This window comes from Novosphingobium sp. (assembly GCF_030696665.1).
Taxonomy (GTDB): Bacteria; Pseudomonadota; Alphaproteobacteria; order Sphingomonadales; family Sphingomonadaceae; genus Novosphingobium.
Map to the genome: position 1 here is coordinate 233,009 of NZ_JAUYRV010000028.1, position 17,310 is coordinate 250,318.

Genomic DNA, 17,310 nt, shown 5'->3' on the forward strand with positions numbered 1-17,310 from the left:
GCGGGATCCCGGGTCAAGCCCGGGATGACGAAGTGTGGGGGCAGCGCATGAGCGTATCCGACACCCGCCTCGGCCACCTCACGCACCGCTTCGCCGAACTCGAAGCGCGGCTTGCGTCGGGCACGCTCGAAGGCGCAGACTTCATCGCCGCCAGCCGCGACTATGCCGAACTCGAACCCGTTGCGCGCATCGCGCAGGAAATCGCGGCGATGCGCGAGGAACTGGTCAGCCTCGCCACGCTTGACGACCCGGACATGCGCGAACTGGCGGATGAAGAACTCAGCCGCATCCACGCCGCGCTGCCCGACGCCGAACTCCGCCTCGCCATCGCGATGCTGCCACGCGATTCGGCAGACGTGCGCCCGGCCATGCTGGAAATCCGCGCAGGCACCGGGGGCGATGAAGCCGCGCTTTTCGCCGCCGACCTGTTCCGCATGTACGAAAAGTATGCGGCAGAGCAGGGCTGGCGGGTTGAAGTCGTCTCGGTCAACGCCAACGACATCGGTGGCTACAAGGAAATCGTCGCCAACGTCGCGGGCAACGGCGTGTTCGCCAAGCTAAAGTTCGAAAGCGGCGTTCACCGCGTGCAGCGCGTGCCCGTCACAGAATCCGGCGGGCGCATCCACACCTCTGCCGCCACCGTCGCTGTTCTGCCCGAGCCTGACGAAGTGGACATTCGCATCGAGGACAAGGATCTGAAGATCGACGTCTATCGCGCCAGCGGCGCGGGCGGGCAGCATGTGAACACCACCGATTCGGCGGTGCGCATCACCCACTTGCCCACCGGCACCGTCGTCACCTGCCAGGACGGCCGCAGCCAGCACAAGAACAAGGACAAGGCGATGCAAGTGCTGCGCGCGCGCCTGTTCGAGGCACAGCGCGATGCCGCGCAAGGTGAAGAGGCCGAGGCGCGCAAGGCGATGGTCGGATCGGGCGACCGTTCCGAACGCATCCGCACCTACAACTTCCCGCAAGGCCGCGTGACCGACCACCGCATCAACCTCACGCTCCACCGCCTGCCCGAAGTGCTGGAAGGCACCGGCCTTGCCGAACTGATCGACGCGCTGATCGCCGAAGACCAGTCCAAGCGGCTGGCCGCGCTGGATGGGTAGCCCATCAATCCAAACGCCACGGCGTCCCCGCGAAGGCGGGGACCTCAGGCCGTTTACACTGATGTGCCGTAACACGCCTGAGGCCCCCGCCTTCGCGGGGGAGCAATGCGTTTGAAGATAGCAGATACCCTCCGCGCCGCCGCCGAACGCCTGTCCGCCACCAGCGACACCGCCCGGCTCGATGCCGAACTGCTGATGGCCCATGCGCTTGGCTGCACCCGCACTGACGTGCTGCTGCGCCACATGCAGGCCGAGACGCCAGCCGCCTTTGCCCCGCTGGTCGAACGCCGCCTGACCCACGAACCCGTCGCCTACATCACCGGCAGCGCCGAATTCTACGGCCTCGAACTCACCGTCAGCCCCGCCGTGCTGATCCCTCGTGGCGACACGGAGACCTTGGTCGAGGCAGCCCGCCAAGCCTTCGCCCATCGCCCCGCGCCCCGCCGCATCCTCGATCTTGGCACCGGCTCGGGCGCGCTCCTCCTCGCCGCGCTCTCGCTCTGGCCAGATGCTGAAGGCGTAGCCATCGAGCGTTCGCCCGAAGCCCTCGCCGTCGCCCGCGCCAACGGCCAGCGCCACGCACCCGCCGCACGCTTTCTCCCCGGCGATTGGACCCAGCACGGATGGGCCAAAGACCTCGGCCAGTTCGATCTGGTCCTGTCCAACCCGCCCTATGTCGAGGACGCCGCCGATCTCACCCCCTCCGTCCGCGCGCATGAGCCGGCACAAGCGCTGTTTTCCGGTCCCGATGGTCTTGATGATTACCGCATTCTGATCCCGCAGATCCCCGGCCTTCTGGCGGAAAACGGCATCGCCATCATCGAGATCGGCTGGACCCAAGGGCAAGCTGTTACCGCCCTCGCACAGGCCTCCGGCATGACGGCAAAGCTCCACCAAGACCTCGCCCTGCGCGAAAGGGCAGTGGAAATGGCGAAAATGGCCAATATTCTGCTTGGCAAGGTCTCTTTGGATCACTAATCGTGTTGTCAGGCAGGGGACGGATGAGGCTTCCCGTCCCGGCCAGCTCCACCATTTGCAGGGATGAACGACCAAACGGTCGGGATAAGCGCAGATGCTGGAAACCCCGATTCGCCCATCGTCAAACGTGGGGTGGGCCGGTGGCAGAGGGTTTCGCTGCAATACCCTTGCACCAAGTTTTCGAGAGGCCGCCTCAATTAAGGAAGTGCCCGAGTTGAATAACAATCGTGGTAACAACCGCCGTCGCGGGCGTAGCAATAACAGTCGCCCGCAAAATGGTGGTCAGCAGCTAAACCGGATCGACAGTCGCGCACGGGGCAATGCCCCCCAACTGCTCGAAAAGTATCGCAAGCTCGCGCAGGACGCCCACATGAATGGCGATCGCGTGCAGGCGGAATACTATCTGCAGTTCGCCGATCACTACTTCCGCGTGCTTGCCGACGCCCGCGTCCGGCAGGACGAACAGCGCGCCCGCCCCGCTGGTGCCAACGGCGGTGAACGCTGGCAGGAGCAGGACGGCGAGGATGACGGCGGTGATTTCAGCGTCGAAGGCGATTTCCTCGGCTTTGATCGCCCCCCCACCCGGCGCGAACGTGAAGAGCGCGAAGAGCGGGCAGAACGTCCGGAGCGCGTTGAACGTCCCGAGCGGGCCGAACGTCCCGAGCGCAATGACCGCCCGGAGCGCAACGAGCGACCGGAAGGTCGGCGTGATCGTGAAGATCGTCCCCGTGAAGATCGTCCCCGTGAGGATCGTCCGCGTGACGACAGGCCCCGTGATGATCGCCCCCGCGAAGACCGAAACGAAGGTCGGCGTGACGGCAATCGCCGCTTTGACCGCAATCGCAACCGCGATGCCGAAGGTGCCGCTGTCGAAGCGCTGCCCGGCGAAGGCATTCCTGCGATTGAGGGTGAGCCAATCACCGAAGCGGCCGAAAATCCCTTCGTTCGTGAACCGCGCCCCGCGCGCGGCCTTCGCCTGCGCACCGAACGCGGCCCGCGCCCGGTAAGGGATGGCGCCAAGGGTGATGATGACGCTCCGGCAACGCTCGACGCATCGTTCCTGCCGCCTTCGATCAACGTAAGGGCCGATCCAGAACCGGAGGCTGCCCCTGCTCCTCGCCCCGCTCCTGCAGTGGCTGCCGAAGAGGCCGCACCTGCACCCAAAAAGCGCGGCCGCCCGCGCAAGGTCGTTGCGACCGAAGCCAGCGAGCCGGTTGAAGGCTGATTGTTTGCAGGATGGGCGTTGGCCTATCCTGCTGCGACCAGCACGGTGCTAACTTGATCCTCCCCAGCCCTTCCCGCAAGCGGGAGGGGCTGGTCTTGCGTTCTCCCCTCCCGCAAGCGGGAGGGGTTGGGGGTGGGAAACGGCAAAGCGCCGCATTCGATAACCAAACCTTGCGCAATGCCCTGCGCGCTTGCGGCCAGCAGCGCGCCACCCCATAGCGGGCAGGTATGAGCCGCTTTCGCCTCCCCTTTCGCCCGCTTCCCCGCGATAATCTGTTGACCATCGCCGCCGGTGGCCTTGCCGCCTGCGGGTTCCAGCCGCTCGGCCTCTGGCCGCTGACGCTGGCTGCGCTGGCATGGCTGATCCATCGGCTTTACGTGGTGAAAACGTGGCGGCAGGCGCTTCTGGCTGGTTGGCTGTTCGGCCTTGGGCACTTCACCGTGGGCAACGGGTGGATCGCCACGGCATTTACCTATCAGGCCGAAATGCCCGCGTGGCTCGGCTGGATCGCGGTGCTGTTGGTCGCACTTTACCTTGCCGTCTATCCGGCCATCGCCACGCTGCTCGGCTGGTGGCTCGCCAATACGCGCCGCGCGATGCTGCTCCCCGCCTTTGCGGCATCATGGATATTTGCCGAATGGCTGCGCGCATGGGCTTTCACCGGCTTTGCGTGGAACCCGCTGGCGATGGTGACGCTGGGCGGGTTTGATCGCCCCGGCCTTGCCCTCGCCGCGCAGTGGACGGGCACTTATGCGCTTTCGGGCCTCGTTGTCGTGCTCAGCGGCTGGTGGCTGTTTGCGCTGCGGTCTTGGCGGCAGGAGCAAAAGTGGGCGGCGCTGGCCTATGCGCTTGCCCCTGCGCTGCTGATGGTTCTGCCGCTTCACGGAGAGCGCCGCGAAGGTACACTCGCTTACACCCTCGTTCAGCCCGATGTGCGGCAGGATGTGCTCAACGATCCCGCCAACTACGAAAGCCAGTTCCAGACGTCCGCCACCCTCTCGTTGCCGCGCAAGCCGGGGGAAACGCGGCTGGTGCTCTGGCCTGAAAGCGGCGTGCCCGATTTCCTGCGCCCCGGCTACGCGCAGTTCTGGTATGATGAAACGACCTATGCCGCAGACCCGGTGCTGGCGCGGGAGCGGCTGGGCCGCGTGGCGGGCAAGGGCGGGTTGCTGCTGACCGGGACAACCGATCTTGCCATGCAGGGGCCGAAAGTGGCGGGCGCGTGGAACGTGGTAACTGCGCTCGATTCGGGCGGCGCGATTCGCGGCTCCTATGCCAAGGCGCATCTGGTGCCTTATGGCGAATATCTGCCGATGCGCGAGATTCTGGAACCCATCGGTCTGTCACGACTGGTGGCGGGCAGCCTCGACTTTTTCGCAGGGCCGGGGCCGCGCACACTGGATTTCGGCGCGCAAGGAAAGGCCGGAATCCAGATTTGTTACGAGATCATCTTTTCCGGCGAAGTCGTGGATCGTGCCCACCGGCCCGACTACCTGTTCAACCCCTCGAACGACGGCTGGTTCGGTGCGTGGGGACCGCCGCAACATCTGGCGCAGGCGCGGATGCGCGCGATTGAGGAGGGGCTGCCAGTGTTGCGCTCCACCACCACCGGGATCAGCGCGGTGATCGATGCCGATGGCGTTGTCCGCCAGTTCGTGCCCCCGCTGCGTGCAGGGCGGCTTGATGGCAAAGTGCCGCCCGCCCATGCGCCCACGCCGTTTGCCACGTTCGGCAACATGCTCGCGCTTGCGTGGGGGATAGCGCTTCTTTTCATCGCACTGGTTGCAAGCGCTACGCGGAAACGCTAAGCGGGGGCAGACATAAAGGTTTCTTTATATCGCCTCGGCCCGTTTCGGGCACGGCCATCAGCATAGGACCGCCAATGCGCAGCGATTACCTGTTCACTTCCGAAAGCGTCTCCGAAGGCCACCCGGACAAGGTTTCCGACCAGATCAGCGACGGCATCGTCGACCTGTTCCTGTCGAAAGATCCCGAAGCCCGCATCGCCTGCGAAACCCTGACCACCACGCAGCTCGTCGTCCTCGCCGGTGAAATCCGCTGCAAGGGCGTTTACGAAAACGGCGCATGGGCACCGGGCGCGCAGGAAGAGATCGAGAAGACCGTGCGCGAAACGGTCAAGCGCATCGGCTATGAACAGGACGGCTTCCACTGGGAGAAGTTCGAATTCATCAACCGCCTGCACGGCCAGTCGGACCACATCGCGCAGGGCGTCGATGCTGGCGACAACAAGGACGAAGGCGCAGGCGATCAGGGCATCATGTTCGGTTACGCGACCGACGAAACGCCCGACCTGATGCCCGCCACGCTGTACTACAGCCACAAGATCCTCGAACGCATGGCGGCTGACCGCCACTCCGGCGCGGCCCCGTTCCTTGAGCCTGACGCCAAGAGCCAGGTTACGCTGCGCTATGAAGGCTCGCTCCCCGTTGCGGCCACCGCGGTCGTCGTCTCCACCCAGCACGCGCCGGGTTATGACGAGGGCGCGAACGAAGCCGAGCTGCACGATTATGTGAAGCGCGTGATCGCCGATGTGATCCCGCCGGTCCTGCTGCGCGACACGACCTACTACATCAACCCGACCGGCTCGTTCGAAATCGGTGGTCCTGATGGCGATGCCGGCCTGACCGGCCGCAAGATCATCGTTGACACTTACGGCGGCGCAAGCCCGCACGGCGGCGGCGCGTTCTCGGGCAAGGATCCGACGAAGGTTGACCGTTCGGCTGCCTACATCACGCGCTATCTGGCCAAGAACGTGGTCGCCGCTGGCCTTGCCACGCGCTGCACCATCCAGATCGCCTATGCCATTGGCGTGTCCGAGCCGCTGTCGCTCTATGTCGACACGCACGACACCGGCTCGATCGGCGATGACAAGATCGAAGAAGCGATCAAGGGCATTGCCAAGCTGGGCGGCCTGACGCCACGCGGCATCCGCACGCATCTGGGCCTCAACAAGCCGATCTATCAGCCGACCGCGGCCTATGGCCACTTCGGGCGCAAGCCGGATGGTGACTTCTTCCCGTGGGAACGCACCGATCTGGTGGACGATCTGAAGGCCGCTCTGGCCTGAAATCCTGAAGTGCACCTAGATGCACCTAACTGCACCTAGGCGCACCTGAAGGTCACACAATGGCCCGCTTCGCACCCCGAAGCGGGCCATTTTGCGTTGTGATGTTTCCTGCCTCTCCCCTCCCGCAGGCGGGAGGGGTTGGGGGTGGGTTTCTGATGGGTTTCATCTCGCATTTCCTACAAGCCGTCCCTGCGCGCACGACTCTGGTTTTTGCAACGGAGTCGGACCCTCATGCGCGAACTCACCCCCCGCATCGCTCTTGAACTGATCGCCCACGAAGGCATCGTGACCGAAGCCTACAAGGACAGCGTCGGCGTGTGGACGTGGAGCGTCGGGATCACCGATGCGAGCGGGCACAAGGTCTTCCCGCGCTACAAAGACAAGCCGCAGCCGCTGGAGCACTGCATCGGCGTGTACCTGTGGCTGCTGCGCGAAAAGTACCTTCCGCCGGTCCTCGCCGCCTTTGGCAAGCATGAGCCGAGCGAGGCTGAGCTGGGCGCGGCGCTGTCGTTCCACTGGAATACCGGCGCGATTGCGCGGGCCAGCTGGATCGGGCGGTTTGTGAAAGGCGACGTGGACGGCGCGCGCAAATCGATGCTCGACTGGGCGCGGCCCAGGGAACTGCTGGCGCGGCGGCGCAAGGAACAGGCGTTGTTCTTTGACGGGCAGTGGAGCGAGGACGGGATGGCGCTGGTCTATGGCGTGGCCAAGCCTTCGTACACACCGGTGCGGGGCAAGCGGGTTGAGGTGCGGGGGCTGATTGAGGGGTTGTTTGTGGATGCCCCAGCGCCCGCTCCGGTTCCGGTGGCCAAGAAGAAGACGTGGTTTGATCGCCTATTCGAGTGATCCCTCTTTCGTCATTCCCGCGCAGGCGGGAATCCAGCTACGGGAATGCCGTCGCTGTGCGACGACGTTCTTGCGGGCTGGACCCCCGCCTGCGCGGGGGTGACAAGCGGTCAGTTACCCGAACATCCCCTTCCGCGGCCCAAGGTATCCGAACAAAAACGCCCCCACCTTGCGTATCTGAATCTCCTCGGCGCCTTCGGTGATGCGGTAGCGGCGGTGGTGGCGGTAGATGTGTTCGAAGGGTTTGTGGCGGGAATAGCCGATGCCGCCGTGGACCTGCATCGCCCGGTCCGCCGCCTCGCAGACCAGCCGGTTCGCCCAGTAATTGCACATCGAGACCTTGTCTGACAGTTCGCGTTCGATGCGCTTGTGACCACCCTCTTCGGCCTCCAGCCGGTCCATGTCCCATGCGGTCTTGCGGATCAGCAGGCGCAGCATTTCGCACTGGGTGGCAAGTTCGACGAGCGGGAACTGGATCGCCTGATTGCGCGCCAGTTCCTCGCCGAAGGGCTTGCGTTCGCGGGCATAGCGCACCGATTCCTCGACGCAGAATGTGGCTGCGCCCAGTGACGAGGCTGCCTGCCGGATGCGGTTCTGGTGGACGAAGCTTTGCGCGATGGACAGGCCGCCGCCCACGGGGCCGAGGATCGCGCTGTCCGGCACCCAGACATTGGTGAACGACACGCGCGGGTGGTCTGTCGGCATGTTGAACGTCCACAGGTACTCCTCGATCACCAGCCCCGGCGCGGGGTTGGGAACGAGGAAGCAGGTGATGCCGCGTGCGTCGCCATTCTCGCCGCTGGTGCGGGCGAAGGTGGCGCAGTGGGTGGCCACGTGCATGCCGGTAGTCCACATCTTCTCGCCATCGATGCGCCAGCCCGCCACGCCATCGCGCACTTCGGGCACGGCGCGGGTTTCCATGTGGGTGGCGTCCGATCCGTGGTTCGGCTCGGTCAGCCCGAAGGCGGTGCGGCGAGTGCGGGCAAAGCCGCCGTTGATGAATTCGGCCTTCTGATCGTCTGTGCCGAAGTGTTCGAACATGGCGACGAAGGGGAAATTCCCGACGATGGAATGTTCGTTCTGCAGATCGTTGTGCAGGCCAAGGCCCTTGGCGGCGAAGTGCTCTCGGATAACCGCCATCCACAGGTTCTGGCCGTCCTTGCCGCCGTACTTCTTGGGCGCGGAAAAGCGCCAGTGTCCGGCGGCATCGGCGCGGCGCGTGGCTTCGATCAACAGCTCTTCCCATTCGTGGCGCGGCAACCCGCCGTTGTCGAAATCGGTGCGCGCCCATTCGCGGCGGTGATCGAAGAAGCGGATGTTGTCGTCCGCCTGCTCCAGCGGCTTGATCTCGGCTTCGATGAAGGCATCAAGTTGGGCGAGGTAGGCAACGAGGGATTCGGGAAGGTCGAAGTCCATCAGGTTTGCTCCCAGAGCGTGCGGGCGGCGGCGAGCGCCGGGTATTTGGGCATGTCGGCGGAAAGGGTAGACAGCGCGCGGCGGCGCAGATCGGTCAGCAGGCCGGGGGTGGCGAGGGTCTGGCGGCCTGCCAGCAGATCGTCAGCCAAGGTCTTGTCGGCGGGGTCTGCGCGGGACGTGAGTTCACGGCGGACGATGCCCAACGCGTTTTGCGCGACGGCCAATTCCCAGCGCTCGCGGCCTGCCAGCTTGTCCTTCACCGTGGCGGCGAGCCATTCGGACACGGCAGTGAGGACTTCGGCGGTTGTGGGTTCGCCGGTGCTGGCAGGCGATGGCGGCGGGGCTGGGGGCAACGGGCGGACGCGTTCGGCCTCGGGGGCTTCGCTTTCCAGCAGGAGCAGCAGGTCCAGTTCCTGTTCGGCGCAGCGCCTTGCCACGACGACGCGCTCCAAGGAGCGGTCTGTGCCGCTGCGCCACGATTGTCCCATCGACAGGCAGCCTAGCGCCCACCACACGGTGCGATAGACCAACCAGAAGCGGAAGCGGGCGGGGCTGAATGGCTCGCCGCCGGCGGCCTGATAGGCAGCTGCCAGAGTTTCGATGTCGGTGAGGCCGAACGCTGGTTGATCGAGCCGTCCGAAACGCCACACGGTCATGCAGCCATAGGCGAGGTCTTCGTGGCCATCGCCCAGATGGGCCAATTCCCAATCGATCACGCCCGACAGCCGCCCTTCGTGGACCATCAGGTTGCCGATGCGGAAATCGCCGTGGACCACCACCGGTTTGGCGGGCGGTGGGAGGTTGGCGCGCAGCCATGCAAGGCCGAGTGCGATGAGGGGACGGTCACCGCCTGCCTCTGCGAACTGGCAGGCGAGGGCTTCGACGCCCTCTGCCGGGTCGAGACGGGGCAGGACGGTGAGGGTGGCGGTATCGAGCGCGTGGATTCGCGCCATCGCCTCGGCAAGGTCATCCGCCAGTTCAGGCGGCGATGAAAGCGCCGATTCGGGATCGGCCGTGCCGGGCAGGCAGCGCATGATGAAGCCGATGCCGAGGCTGTCCTCGGCGGTGAGTTCAGCAATGACTTCAGGCGCAGCGACCCCGGCGGCGTGGGCGCGGCGAATCACTTCGGCCTCTCCCGCCATATCCAGCGGGCGCGCGGCGATCCATTCGGGCGAAGGTGCGCGACGCAGGACGAAGCGCTCTTCCCCGCTGGCGAAGAGCCACGATTCCATGTTGGCCCCGCCTGAGAGGCGTTCGAGGCCGGACACCGATCCCGGTACGCCTGCGCGGCGCATTACGGCTTCCAGCAGCCTTTCCATCGCCTCTCCCGCTTGCGACTGTTTTGCCGCTGGCCAGACTATTCTTAACCGTCCAATTAAAGTCCAGAGCGAATCATTGTCCGATTGCTTGGAAACGATTGGTTCCCGAAGATCGGTTCACCCGCGCTGTGGCTGCGCCGAGATGATCAGAAGGGCACTTTCCCGCTGAATCACAAACGGTTAGTTTTGTTAAAGACGCATAAACCGGGATCGGGGTAAGTGAGGGCATGAAGTTTCGTACCGCTCGATTCGTTGCCGCACTGTTCACTGCAGTGCCCGCGCTGGTTGCCACTGTTCCGCAGGTGCAGAGCCGTGATGCGATTACGCTGCTCGATCAGCGCGATCAGATCATCCAGCAGCAGGTTGCCGCCATCGCCGCCGAAGGGCGCGGGCGGATCGGCGTTGCTGCGATGGACCTTGATGGTGGCGGCCAGATCTTCGTCAATGCTGACATGCCGTTCCCGATGGCCAGCACCGCCAAGATTGCGGTAGCGGCAACTTTTCTGGAGCAGGTTGAAAAGGGCAATTACCGGCTCGACCAGCAGTTCCCGATGATGCTGCGCGTGCGCGAAACCGGCGCGTTCAGCCCTGAGGCACCGCTGCGTGCAGGCAGCGTGATGACCGCGCAGAGCCTGATGGAACTGATGATTACCCGCAGCAGCAACGAGGCGACTGACGGGCTGATCAAGGTTGTTGGCGGGTTTGAGAACGTGAACCGCTGGTTGACGCGCAATGGCATTGCCGGGCAGCGGCTGGACCATACGATGGCCACGCTGGTGCGCGATGATGGCAAGGTTGATCCAGCCAAGGTGATCGACACCCGGACATCCAGCACGCCGCGCGCGATGATTGCGCTGCTGGCGGCGATTGACCGCGGCGGTGTGCTCAGCCCGGAAAGCCGCGCGGTTCTGCTGGATACGATGACCCGCACCAGCACCGGCAAGACCCGCATCCGTGCAGGCGTGCCCGAAGGCACGCTGGTGGCGCACAAGACCGGCACCCTGTGGGGCGTGACCGACGATGTTGGCATCGTGCGCCTGCCCGATGGCCGGCATCTGGCCGTGACGTTCTTTGTGACCGGGCCTGAGGGCCATGCAGCCCATGCCAAGCTGATCGCGCGGATGATGCGCACGATTTATGATGGCTACAGCACACCGCTGGGCAATGGCACGCAGGATCTGGTGCGCCGCCGCTGATTTGGGTAGGGTTGGTGCCATAGTCGGCCCACCCCGCTGCGACTAACTTCACTACGTTCAGCAAGTCTCGCGGCCCTCCCGTTTACGGGAGGGCTGGATTCGTTGTGCGCGTAGTCTCGTTCCAAAACCGTCCGCGCAAAGAGAAAGGGGCGCGGTCCGAAGACCACGCCCCTTCTATCTCATGTAATCTGCCAAAAAGGCAGAAATTACATAGCAGCTTCTGAAGCTTCAGCAGCAGCTTCCGAGGCAGCGCCCGAAGCGTCAACTGCGGCAGCCGATGCATCGGCAGCAGCTTCGGTTGCTTCAACAGCAGCTTCGGTTGCTTCTTCAGCCGGCTTTTCCGAGCAGCCAGCGAGAGCGAAGGCGGTGCCGGCGACAGCGGCGAGAATGAGCTTGCGCATGCGTTACAATCCCTGGATTGAAGTGAACAGCGCCGGGCAAGCAGCCCGCCGCAAAGCCTACTCAGCCGGTAGACTTCGCGACCCAATTAATCGGCAATTCATCGCGTTGCAAGCACAAGACGTATGCATTCCGTCGCAACCTGCATATCGTGCAGGCGGGCTTGCCTTTTTTTCGCCCGATTTCCGGGGGTTTCGGCCTTGTAAAATGTTGCAACAAAGTTGCGGCAGCAACCCCATGACGCAGGCCAATTGCCCTGCTAACACCCCTGGATGAGCGAAAAACAGCACCTTTATCTGGTCGATGGGTCGGCCTACATCTTCCGCGCCTATCACCGGTTGCCGCCCCTGACGAACCCGCAGGGAACCCCGGTGGGTGCCGTCTACGGCTATACCACGATGCTGTGGAAACTGGCCGAAGACCTGCACAAGGCCGATGGGCCAACGCACCTTGCAGTGATTCTCGACAAGGCGGGCACATCTTTCCGCAACGACCTGTACGACCAGTACAAGGCCAACCGCCCGCCCGCGCCCGAAGACCTTGTGCCGCAGTTCCCGCTGATCCGCGATGCCACGCGCGCGTTCAGCCTGGCCTGCATCGAGGAAGAGGGAGTTGAGGCGGACGATATCATCGCGTCTTATGCCCGCGCGGCCACGCTGCGCGGCTGGGACGTGACGATTGTGTCTTCGGACAAGGACTTGATGCAGCTTGTCGGCACATGCGGCGTGGGTGGCGGCTGCGTCGACATGCTCGATACGATGAAGAACTTGCGCATCGACATTCCCGAAGTGGTCGAGAAGTTTGGCGTGCCGCCGGAGAAGGTGGGCGACGTGCTGGCGCTGATGGGCGATTCGGTCGACAACGTGCCGGGCATTCGCGGCATCGGGCCGAAGACGGCTACCAAGCTGATTCAGGAACACGGCGATCTCGAATCAGCGCTGGCGGCTGCGCCTGCGATGAAGGCGAGCAAGCTGCGCGAGAGCCTGATCGAGCAGGCCGACATGGCCCGGCTATCGCGCGTGCTGGTGCAGCTGAAGGAAGACTGCCCGCTGCCGGTGCCGATTGAGGATTTCAAGCTGGACGTGATCCCGCGCGATCCGCTGGCAGCGTTTCTGGAAGTCCACGGCTTCACCAGCCTGCTGCGGCGGCTGGACGACGGCAAGGGCAGTCCGGGGCCGAATACGCAGCTGAACCCTGCCAAGCCCGAGACTGCCGGTGCGGTTGCCGCGCCTGCGGGTGAGCGCATAGCGTTGCCTTCATGGCCGGCGGTGGACCGTGAGGCCTATCCTTGCGTGCAGACGATGGAAGCGCTGGAACAATGGGTCGCCCGCGCCTTTGCCGCGCGCGTAGTGGCGGTGGACACCGAAACGAGTGCATTGGATGCGATGCGCGCCGATCTGGTGGGGGTGAGCCTTGCGCTTGGCCCCAACGACGCCTGCTATATCCCGCTGGGCCACGGCGGGTCGGACATGTTCGCTGAAAAGCCCGATCAGGTGAACCGGGCCGAGGCGCTGGCCGCGCTCAAGCCGCTGCTGGAAAGCGATGCGGTGCTGAAGGTGGGGCAGAACATCAAGTACGACCTGAACGTGCTGGCGCGTTATGGCGTGAACGTTGGCCCTATCGATGACACGATGGTGATGAGCTTCTGCCTTGATGCGGGCCGCAGCGAAGCGGGCGTGGGCGGGCATGGCATGGACGAGCTGTCCGAACGCCATCTGGGCCACACCACGATGGCGTTCAAGGACGTGTGCGGCAGCGGCAAGAAGGCGATCTCGTTTGCCGAAGTGCCGCTGGCCGATGCCACTCGCTATGCCGCCGAGGATGCGGACGTGACATGGCGCTTGCACCGCCTGTTCCAGCCCCGGCTGGTCGATGAAGGCGGCATGCGCGTGTACCAGCGCGTAGACCGTCCGCTGGTGCCGGTTGTCGCCATGATGGAGCGAGGCGGCATCAAGGTGGACCGGGAGCGTCTGGCGGGCCTCTCAGCCGAATTCGCAACGCAGATCGCGCGGCTGGAAGGCGTGATCCACGAGAAGGCGGGCATGGCCTTCACCATCGGCAGCCCCAAGCAGCTGGGCGAAGTGCTGTTCGACAAGCTGGGCTACAAGGGCGGGAAGAAGGGCAAGACCGGGCAGTACTCCACCGACCAGTCGGTGCTGGAAGGGCTGGCGTTGCAAGGTGCCGAGGTGGCCACGCTGGTGCTGGAATGGCGGCAGCTGTCGAAGCTGAAATCGACCTACACCGATGCTCTGCAAGCCGCGATCAATCCCGATACCGGGCGGGTGCATACCAGCTACTCTCTGGTCGGGGCGCAGACCGGGCGCTTGTCGTCCAACGATCCCAACCTGCAGAACATTCCGATCCGCACCGAGATTGGCCGCCAGATCCGCGAGGCTTTCGTCGCCGAACCCGGCAACGTGCTGCTGGCGGCGGACTACAGCCAGATCGAACTGCGTCTGGCCGCGCACATGGCCGATGTTCCGGCGCTGAAGGAGGCCTTTGCGGCGGGCGAGGATATCCACGCGCGCACGGCAATGGAGATGTTCGGGCACGTGGACCGCGATACGCGCGGGCGGGCCAAGACGATCAACTTCGCGATCCTCTATGGCATCAGCCGCTGGGGCCTTGGTGGGCGTCTGGGTGTGAGTGCGGACGAGGCGCAGGCGATGATCGACCGCTATTTCGAACGCTTCCCGGGTATCCAGCGCTATATTCACGAGACTTTGGAAAGCGTGCGTGAGCGCGGCTATTCGGAAACGCTGTTCGGCCGCAAGACGTGGTTCCCGCGCATCGGTTCCAAAAACCAGGCCGAACGGCAGGGCAGCGAGCGCGCGGCGATCAACGCGCCGATTCAGGGCACCAGCGCCGATATCATCAAGCGTGCGATGGCGCGGATGATGCCTGCTTTGGCTGAAGCGGGGCTGCCCAATGTGCGGATGCTGCTGCAAGTGCATGACGAACTGGTGTTCGAACTGCCTGCGGGGGATGTGGACGCGGCCAAGCCGGTGATCGAGCGGGTGATGGCTACGGCGGCGGAGCCTTCGGTGACGCTGACGGTGCCGTTGGGCGTGGAGATCGGCACGGGGCTGTCTTGGGGGGCGGCGCACTAAGGGGCTGCGTTCCAGCCCACCTCCAACCCCTCCCGCCGGCGGGAGGGGAGGGCGAGCGTTGTTATTTGCCCACCCGCAGGCGGGAGGGCCGCGAGACTTGCTGAACGCAGTGAAGTTAGTCGCAGCGGGGTGGGCTTTGGCGCTCGCCGATCAGTTCAACGCCGCAAACTTCTGCAGATCGCCGGTGCCCAGCATCAGCACGTCTTCGTGCGGCACCGAATTGGTCAGCGCATAGAACGCTGCAGCCTTGTCGGCGGGGAGGCCCATTTCGCGGTAGTAATCGACATAGGCGCGGTTGACCGGGTCACTGGCGCTGAAATCGTCCGGTTCGCGGCCATCTTCGTCCATCCACGCATGGACGACGAACGAGGCATCGGGCGCGGCGCTGCGGCTGGCCCCTGCAAGGAACAGTTCGACCGCGCCTGAACGGACCGAACCGTGCTCAGGCACATGCGTCGCGATGCCTTGCGCGCGGATCATGCGGCCAAGGCGGAGGTTGGCGAAATCATCGACCGTGCCGGGGCAATCGGGCATTTCCAGCACGCGGATGCCGGGGAACGCGCGCAGCATCTTCTGGAAGTCAGCCGGGGAGTAGCTGTCGGTTTCGGCCACCAAGGCGGCGCGGGTGCCGTCGAGCACTTCGAAGGGGCCGAAGCTGGCCACGCCCTTCACATCGGCGCGGGTAAGGCCGACGATGCGTTCGGAGCCGGGTTCGAAGACTTCGACGGTGGTCGTCTCGGTCCAGGTAACGCCGTCTTCCACCCACGTGCGCGTGCTGACCTCGCGCGCTGATGCCGGTTGGCAGGCGAGCAGGGCGCAAAGCGCGGGAAGGGCGAGGCGGCGAAGCATGGCCTTTGCTTTCGGGCCAAGCGGATTGCCGAACTGCCAAGGAATGCGGTTAAATTGCGTTCACTGTGTTTTGTGTATCACACCAAGATGCTTCGAAAATGGCAGCATCCCGTCCCCGTGCCTGAAGCGCGCGCGCTACGCTAAGGTTTGGCCCTTATCGGGCAGGCCCTTTGGCGGGCAGGAGGATGAATGGTCGCGCTGGTTTCCACGGTTGCCTATTTGGGGCTGGAGGCACGCGGGGTCGAAGTGCAGTGCCAGGTCTCGCCCGGCATGCCTGCGTTCAAGCTGGTGGGCCTGCCGGACAAGGCGGTGGGTGAAAGCCGGGAGCGGGTGCAATCGGCGCTGTCGGCGCTAGGGCTGGCGCTGCCGCCCAAGCGGATCACCGTGAACCTGTCGCCCGCCGATCTGCCCAAGGAAGGTTCGCACTACGATCTGCCCATTGCGCTGGCGCTGCTGGCGGCGATGGGAGTGATCGATCTGGAACAGATTGCCGATTACGTGGCCGTGGGCGAACTGGCGCTGGATGGGCGTGTGCTGCCCTCGCCCGGCGTGTTGCTTGCCGCAATCCACGCCAGCGGGCAGGACAAGGGGCTGATCTGCCCCGCCGCGCAGGGGCCAGAGGCGCGCTGGGCGAGCGGGATCGACGTGATCGCCGCGCCTGATCTGATCGGGCTGCTCAACCATTTGAAAGGCACGCACCGCCTGCCGCAGCCTGCGCAAGGCGTGGCGGAACCTGCGCGGCGGATGGCCGACCTGAAGCAGGTGAAGGGGCAGGAAACCGCCAAGCGCGCGCTGGAGATTGCGGCGGCGGGCGGACACAACCTGCTGATGATCGGGCCGCCGGGTGCGGGCAAATCGCTGATGGCATCGTGCCTGCCGGGTATCCTGCCCGAACTGACCCCGGCAGAGGCACTGGAAGTGTCGATGGTGGCATCGGTTGCAGGCACGCTGGAGGATGGACGGATCAGCCGGGCGCGTCCGTTCCGCAGCCCGCATCATTCGGCCTCGATGGCGGCGCTGACCGGCGGCGGGCTGAAGGTTCGGCCCGGAGAGGTGAGCCTTGCCCATCTGGGCGTGCTGTTCCTTGATGAACTGCCCGAATTCCAGCGTGCCGTGCTGGATTCGCTGCGCCAGCCTCTGGAAACGGGCGAGGTGACGGTGGCGCGGGCCAATGCGCACGTGACCTTCCCGGCGAGGGTGCAGCTGATCGCGGCGATGAACCCGTGCCGCTGCGGGCATCTGGGTGATCCGGCACTGGGCTGCAGCCGCGCGCCGCGCTGTGCGGGTGATTATCAATCGAAGGTGTCAGGGCCGCTGCTCGACCGGATTGACCTGCACGTTGAGGTCGATCCCGTGTCCGCCGCCGATCTTGCCTTGCCGCCGCCCGCCGAGGGTTCGGATCAGGTGGCTGCGCGGGTGGCGCGGGCAAGAGCGGTGCAGGTTGCGCGGCTGGAAGGCAGCGGCATGCGCAGCAATGCCGAGTTGAACGGCGACATGCTCGACACCCACGCCACGCCGGACGAACCGGGGCGCAAGCTGCTGGCCCAAGCCGCCGAAGCGATGCGCCTGTCCGCGCGCGGCTATACCCGCATGCTGCGCGTGGCGCGCACGATTGCGGACCTTGCGGGGGCGGAGACGGTGGGGCGCATCCATGTGGCCGAGGCGCTCAGCTATCGGCGGATCGCGCCGAGGGCGTAATTCCGCCTCTTGCCCTGCTCTCCGCCGTTCGTGTCGAGCGAAGTCGAGACACGCTGCGCAAGGTGTCTCGACTT

13 protein-coding genes are annotated in these 17,310 nt (G+C 64.9%); 9 read left to right on the forward strand and 4 right to left on the reverse strand.

Annotated elements, in window-relative coordinates; genetic code table 11:
- Positions 1-47 precede the first annotated feature (47 nt).
- The 6 genes from prfA (at position 48) to Q8R81_RS07745 (ending at position 7,249) form a co-directional block, all read left to right on the forward strand.
- The gene (gene prfA / locus Q8R81_RS07720; protein ID WP_305616841.1) at positions 48-1,112 is read left to right on the forward strand and encodes a peptide chain release factor 1; all 1,065 of its coding nucleotides are present in this window, start codon (positions 48-50) and stop codon (positions 1,110-1,112) included.
- 105 nt (positions 1,113-1,217) lie between these two features.
- Positions 1,218-2,090, forward strand: a complete 873-nt coding sequence (prmC, locus tag Q8R81_RS07725) for a peptide chain release factor N(5)-glutamine methyltransferase (RefSeq protein WP_305616842.1) — start codon at positions 1,218-1,220, stop codon at positions 2,088-2,090.
- Between the two features lie 205 nt (positions 2,091-2,295).
- Entirely contained in the window at positions 2,296-3,315 is a 1,020-nt protein-coding gene (locus Q8R81_RS07730; protein WP_305616843.1) for a DUF4167 domain-containing protein, read from the forward strand.
- Between the two features lie 227 nt (positions 3,316-3,542).
- A complete protein-coding gene (gene lnt / locus Q8R81_RS07735) occupies positions 3,543-5,123 on the forward strand; it encodes an apolipoprotein N-acyltransferase (RefSeq protein WP_305616844.1) in 1,581 nt (526 codons plus the stop codon).
- Between the two features lie 74 nt (positions 5,124-5,197).
- Positions 5,198-6,403 carry a methionine adenosyltransferase gene (gene metK, locus Q8R81_RS07740; protein WP_305616845.1) on the forward strand — a complete coding sequence of 402 codons (1,206 nt, stop codon included), beginning with the start codon at positions 5,198-5,200 and terminating at the stop codon, positions 6,401-6,403.
- Positions 6,404-6,634: 231 nt separating this feature from the next.
- Positions 6,635-7,249: a lysozyme gene (locus tag Q8R81_RS07745; protein WP_305616846.1), complete on the forward strand. Its 615-nt coding sequence runs from the start codon at positions 6,635-6,637 to the stop codon at positions 7,247-7,249.
- A gap of 114 nt (positions 7,250-7,363) precedes the next feature.
- On the opposite strand, the gene Q8R81_RS07750 is transcribed toward Q8R81_RS07745, so the two are convergent.
- Both Q8R81_RS07750 and Q8R81_RS07755 read right to left on the reverse strand, forming a co-directional pair.
- On the reverse strand, positions 7,364-8,665 hold the full coding sequence (locus tag Q8R81_RS07750; protein ID WP_305616847.1) for an acyl-CoA dehydrogenase family protein: 1,302 nt from the start codon (positions 8,663-8,665) through the stop codon (positions 7,364-7,366).
- Positions 8,665-9,984: a phosphotransferase gene (locus Q8R81_RS07755; RefSeq protein ID WP_305616848.1), complete on the reverse strand. Its 1,320-nt coding sequence runs from the start codon at positions 9,982-9,984 to the stop codon at positions 8,665-8,667. The genes Q8R81_RS07750 and Q8R81_RS07755 overlap by 1 nt, the downstream gene beginning before the upstream one ends.
- A gap of 227 nt (positions 9,985-10,211) precedes the next feature.
- Here Q8R81_RS07755 and Q8R81_RS07760 point away from each other — a divergent pair, with 227 nt between their 5' ends.
- A complete protein-coding gene (locus tag Q8R81_RS07760; RefSeq protein ID WP_305616849.1) occupies positions 10,212-11,180 on the forward strand; it encodes a serine hydrolase in 969 nt (322 codons plus the stop codon).
- Positions 11,181-11,386: 206 nt separating this feature from the next.
- Here the strand turns inward: Q8R81_RS07760 and Q8R81_RS07765 are convergent, their stop codons facing one another.
- Positions 11,387-11,581 (reverse strand): hypothetical protein, encoded by a 195-nt coding sequence (locus Q8R81_RS07765; RefSeq protein ID WP_305616850.1) that lies wholly within the window; start codon positions 11,579-11,581, stop codon positions 11,387-11,389.
- A 270-nt stretch (positions 11,582-11,851) separates the two neighbouring features.
- Between Q8R81_RS07765 and polA the strand changes: the two genes are divergently transcribed.
- On the forward strand, positions 11,852-14,689 hold the full coding sequence (gene polA, locus Q8R81_RS07770) for a DNA polymerase I (protein WP_305616851.1): 2,838 nt from the start codon (positions 11,852-11,854) through the stop codon (positions 14,687-14,689).
- A 150-nt stretch (positions 14,690-14,839) separates the two neighbouring features.
- Here polA and Q8R81_RS07775 read toward each other — a convergent pair whose 3' ends face one another.
- Positions 14,840-15,538 (reverse strand): hypothetical protein, encoded by a 699-nt coding sequence (locus tag Q8R81_RS07775; RefSeq protein ID WP_305616852.1) that lies wholly within the window; start codon positions 15,536-15,538, stop codon positions 14,840-14,842.
- Between the two features lie 189 nt (positions 15,539-15,727).
- On the opposite strand from Q8R81_RS07775, the gene Q8R81_RS07780 reads away from it, so the two are divergent.
- Positions 15,728-17,236: a YifB family Mg chelatase-like AAA ATPase gene (locus tag Q8R81_RS07780; RefSeq protein ID WP_305616853.1), complete on the forward strand. Its 1,509-nt coding sequence runs from the start codon at positions 15,728-15,730 to the stop codon at positions 17,234-17,236.
- Positions 17,237-17,310 lie beyond the last annotated feature (74 nt).

What these genes read in the sequence shown, in the direction of transcription:
- prfA (WP_305616841.1), top strand. Translation starts at nt 48, where the DNA reads ATGAGCGTATCCGACACCCGCCTCGGCCACCTCACGCACCGCTTCGCC.
- prmC (WP_305616842.1), top strand. Translation starts at nt 1,218, where the DNA reads ATGCGTTTGAAGATAGCAGATACCCTCCGCGCCGCCGCCGAACGCCTG.
- lnt (WP_305616844.1), top strand. Translation starts at nt 3,543, where the DNA reads ATGAGCCGCTTTCGCCTCCCCTTTCGCCCGCTTCCCCGCGATAATCTG.
- metK (WP_305616845.1), top strand. Translation starts at nt 5,198, where the DNA reads ATGCGCAGCGATTACCTGTTCACTTCCGAAAGCGTCTCCGAAGGCCAC.
- Q8R81_RS07745 (WP_305616846.1), top strand. Translation starts at nt 6,635, where the DNA reads ATGCGCGAACTCACCCCCCGCATCGCTCTTGAACTGATCGCCCACGAA.
- Q8R81_RS07750 (WP_305616847.1), bottom strand. Translation starts at nt 8,665, where the DNA reads ATGGACTTCGACCTTCCCGAATCCCTCGTTGCCTACCTCGCCCAACTT.
- Q8R81_RS07755 (WP_305616848.1), bottom strand. Translation starts at nt 9,984, where the DNA reads ATGGAAAGGCTGCTGGAAGCCGTAATGCGCCGCGCAGGCGTACCGGGA.
- Q8R81_RS07760 (WP_305616849.1), top strand. Translation starts at nt 10,212, where the DNA reads ATGAAGTTTCGTACCGCTCGATTCGTTGCCGCACTGTTCACTGCAGTG.
- Q8R81_RS07765 (WP_305616850.1), bottom strand. Translation starts at nt 11,581, where the DNA reads ATGCGCAAGCTCATTCTCGCCGCTGTCGCCGGCACCGCCTTCGCTCTC.
- polA (WP_305616851.1), top strand. Translation starts at nt 11,852, where the DNA reads ATGAGCGAAAAACAGCACCTTTATCTGGTCGATGGGTCGGCCTACATC.
- Q8R81_RS07775 (WP_305616852.1), bottom strand. Translation starts at nt 15,538, where the DNA reads ATGCTTCGCCGCCTCGCCCTTCCCGCGCTTTGCGCCCTGCTCGCCTGC.
- Q8R81_RS07780 (WP_305616853.1), top strand. Translation starts at nt 15,728, where the DNA reads ATGGTCGCGCTGGTTTCCACGGTTGCCTATTTGGGGCTGGAGGCACGC.